General features: G+C 55.5%; 2 rRNA genes (1 of these 2 running past the window's edge). Both read right to left on the bottom strand.

Annotation, left to right across the window (positions count from 1 at the left end):
• Positions 1-26: 26 nt before the first annotated feature.
• Positions 27-142: ribosomal RNA gene (rrf, locus tag MSKU9_RS17795) — 5S ribosomal RNA — on the bottom strand.
• Positions 143-254: 112 nt separating this feature from the next.
• Positions 255-2,859, bottom strand: a 23S ribosomal RNA gene (locus tag MSKU9_RS17790); it runs 134 nt beyond the window's last position.

Raw genomic sequence — 2,859 nt, 5'->3', positions numbered from 1 at the left:
CCGCGGTGGTGAGGGGTGACTGGAAGACCTGGCGGCGACCGACTTTCCCGTGCCTTGAGGCACAGTATCATGGGCGCTGGGGTGTTTCACGGCCGAGTTCGGGATGGGATCGGGTGGATCATTCCCCGCCATGGCCACCAGGTCATCCAGTCATCCCTGGTTAGGGGCTGAGAGGATGTGATGGGTTGGTGCTTTTTGTAAGTATTGAAGAGTGGATGACTGCTGTGCATGTGTGTTGCCACTGTTGTGGCGATGGAATGAGCCTGTTGGGCGATTAGGACCAGTTAGCTGCACGCATTACTGCGCTTCCACACCTGGCCTATTGACGTGATGGTCTATCACGGCCCTCGGGGAGACCTTGTTTTGAGGTGGGTTTCCCGCTTAGATGCTTTCAGCGGTTATCCCGTCCACACTTAGCTACCCGGCTGTGCCGCTGGCGCGACAACCGGTGCACCAGAGGTATGTTCATCCCGGTCCTCTCGTACTAGGGACAAATCCTCTCAAGTCTCCAACACCCACGGCAGATAGGGACCGAACTGTCTCACGACGTTCTAAACCCAGCTCACGTACCACTTTAATCGGCGAACAGCCGAACCCTTGGGACCTGCTCCAGCCCCAGGATGTGATGAGCCGACATCGAGGTGCCAAACCTCCCCGTCGATGTGGACTCTTGGGGGAGATCAGCCTGTTATCCCTAGAGTACCTTTTATCCGTTGAGCGATGGCCCTTCCACGCGGGACCACCGGATCACTATGGCCGACTTTCGTCTCTGATCGAGCTGTCACTCTCACAGTCAGGCGGGCTTATGCCATTGCACTCGACAGCCGGTTTCCGACCGGCCTGAGCCCACCATCGCGCGCCTCCGTTACACTTTGGGAGGCGACCGCCCCAGTCAAACTGCCCACCATGCAGGGTCCCGGACCTGGCTAACAGGCCTCGGTTAGACATCAGAAACAGTCAGGGTGGTATTTCAAGGATGGCTCCACCGGAACTGGCGCCCCGGTTTCAAAGCCTCCCACCTATCCTACACAGAATGTCTCTGATGCCACTGCAAAGCTGCAGTAAAGGTTCATAGGGTCTTTCCGTCTGACCGCGGGTACCCCGCATCTTCACGGGGAATTCAATTTCGCTGAGCCGATGCTGGAGACAGCGGGGAAGTCGTTACGCCATTCGTGCAGGTCGGAACTTACCCGACAAGGAATTTCGCTACCTTAGGACCGTTATAGTTACGGCCGCCGTTTACCGGGGCTTCAATTCGGTGCTTGCACACCTCCTCTTAACCTTCCGGCACCGGGCAGGCGTCAGGCCGTATACGTCGTCTCTCGACTTCGCACAGCCCTGTGTTTTTACTAAACAGTCGCTACCCCCTGGTCTGTGCCACCCGCCAATGGTTGCCCACTGACGGGTCTTGCTTATCCCGAAGTTACGCAAGTAATTTGCCTAGTTCCTTCAGCATCGTTCTCTCAAGCGCCTTGGTATTCTCTACCAGTCCACCTGTGTCGGTTTCGGGTACGGTCTATATGCCAGAGCTATTTCCTGGAATACTCCAAAAGCCGGATCAATCCGATAAGACCCGACAACATATTGTATTCGTCACTTCTGGCAGGCCCGGGAATATTTGCCCGGTTTCCATCGACTACGGCTTTCGCCCTCGCCTTAGGGGCCGGCTCACCCTGCGCGGATTAACCTTGCGCAGGAACCCTTGGACTTTCGGCGACAGTGTTTCTCGCACTGTTTGTCGCTACTCATGTCAGCATTCGCACTTCCGATATCTCCAGAGAGGGTCACCCCGTCTCCTTCACAGACCTACGGAACGCTCCGCTACCGCGCATACATAGTATGCACCCACAGCTTCGGCACGTGGCTTGAGCCCCGTTACATTTTCGGCGCAGGGTTTCTATTAGACCAGTGAGCTATTACGCTTTCTTTAAAGGATGGCTGCTTCTAAGCCAACCTCCTGGTTGTTTTGGAATCCCCACATCCTTTCCCACTTAGCCACGATTTGGGGGCCTTAGCTGGTGGTCTGGGCTGTTTCCCTCTCGACAATGGACCTTAGCACCCACTGTCTGTCTGCCTGGCTCATACTTCCGGGTATTCGGAGTTTGGTTAGGTTTGGTAAGGCTTTGGGCCCCCCTAGCCCATCCAGTGCTCTACCCCCCGGGGTAATACCAGACGGTCTACCTCAATAGATTTCGCGGAGAACCAGCTATTTCCGAGTTTGATTGGCCTTTCACCCCTAGCCACAGCTCATCCCCGACTTTTTCAACAGGCGTGGGTTCGGCCCTCCAGTGCGTGTTACCGCACCTTCAGCCTGGCCATGGCTAGATCACTCGGTTTCGGGTCTTCTGCCAGCAACTCGTCGCCCTATTCAGACTCGCTTTCGCTGCGCCTACACCTATCGGCTTAAGCTTGCTGCAAACAGAAACTCGCTGACCCATTATACAAAAGGTACGCCGTCACCCCATAAGAGGCTCCGACTGCTTGTAGGCATTCGGTTTCAGGTCTCTTTCACTCCCCTCGTCGGGGTGCTTTTCACCTTTCCCTCACGGTACTTGTTCACTATCGGTCACCAGGGAGTATTTAGGCTTGGAGGGTGGTCCCCCCATGTTCAGACAGGATTTCACGTGTCCCGCCCTACTCAAGGATCATTCCTGACACTACGCATACGGGGCTATCACCCGCTATGGCCGGACTTTCCATTCCGTTCTGCTTCTTCAAAAATGACCACTGGCCTGTTCCGCGTTCGCTCGCCACTACTAGCAGAATCTCAATTGATGTCTTTTCCTCCGGGTACTTAGATGTTTCAGTTCCCCGGGTTCGCCTCATGCCCCTATGTATTCAGGACATGATACCCATCGC

The sequence above is a fragment of the Komagataeibacter diospyri genome (genome assembly GCF_006538165.1).
GTDB lineage: Bacteria > Pseudomonadota > Alphaproteobacteria > Acetobacterales > Acetobacteraceae > Komagataeibacter > Komagataeibacter diospyri.
Note: the sequence above shows the minus strand (reverse complement) of the source record. Positions and strands in the feature narration are given on the sequence as shown.